The sequence below is a fragment of the Sphingobium sp. VMM genome (assembly GCF_056790315.1).
Map to the genome: position 1 here is coordinate 1 of NZ_JBXGSI010000063.1, position 955 is coordinate 955.

The window sequence follows — 955 nt, forward strand, 5'->3', positions numbered from 1 at the left end:
TATTGGCTGGAAAGCCCGAATGATCAGGCGATAACGCCGGCGGTGCGCTTCAATTCAGCGATGCGTTCGGCGCACACTTCATGCACGACCCGGCCCAGCTCCTCGACCTGTTTGCCGAGCCAGCTGAGTTCCTCTTCGCTGATCTTGTAATGCTTGGAATAGCGGGCCTTCACATAGGCCTCCTTCAGCTTCTCGAACCGCGCCCGATCAACATGGCGCTCGCTCGGCCAAACATAGGCCAGCCGCCGATCGATCCGCTCTGCCTGTGTGCGCAGGAAAGCGAGATTGTGAACGTGCGGCGTATAGGAGCAGCAGACCAGAAGGACGCAGTGATAGAGACGCTCGGCTGCCTGGTGAAGATTGAACGCTGCCTCTTTTAGTCCGCCATCGTTGGTCAAAAATTCCGACGCGCGTTTGAACCGGGCAGCGCTGGGATACCACTCCTCGAAATATTCCTGCGCCATGGCCAGCGCCTTGTCCGGCGTCTTGGGCTTTGGCGTATGCAGTTCGCTATCATCGCTCTCGTAAAGCGCGATGCCGTCCTTGGCGACGTCCATGAAGAAATAGCGGCCATGGGCGAGCCCATCATTCACTTCCTGGAGGGTGTGGACGATGAAGTTGACCGGGGTCTTGAGCGTCGCGGTGATGCCATATTCGCGCATCAGCCGCTCATCGACTCCAAGCCAATATTTGACCCGATCGGTCAGCCGCTGGTCGTTAACGATGATGAGGAGATCATAGTCGGACTTGTAGCCCTTTGCTGTGTGCGGCTCATCGACCCAGCTGCCCCGGGCATAGCTGCCATAGAGGATGATCTTCTGGATGCGGCCCTTCTTACGCCACGCCTGCGTGGCGAGCGCTAGCCCGTCCTCGAATTCCTCGAAGATGATCTGCACGACGCGCGCCAGTTCGCGCTGCTTGTCGGCGGGAAGATGATCGAGATCGTTACGCATGA

The 955-nt window shown here is 58.4% G+C and carries 1 protein-coding gene; it reads right to left on the minus strand.

What is annotated here, in order from left to right:
• Positions 1 to 23: 23 nt before the first annotated feature.
• On the minus strand, positions 24 to 953 hold the full coding sequence (locus tag ACUCV3_RS27305) for a HEPN domain-containing protein (RefSeq protein ID WP_482241476.1): 930 nt from the start codon (positions 951 to 953) through the stop codon (positions 24 to 26).
• Between the last annotated feature and the right edge of the window lie 2 nt (positions 954 to 955).

Bases quoted from the DNA above. Each gene is read 5' to 3' on its own strand.
- ACUCV3_RS27305 (WP_482241476.1), bottom strand. From the start codon at position 953: ATGCGTAACGATCTCGATCATCTTCCCGCCGACAAGCAGCGCGAACTG.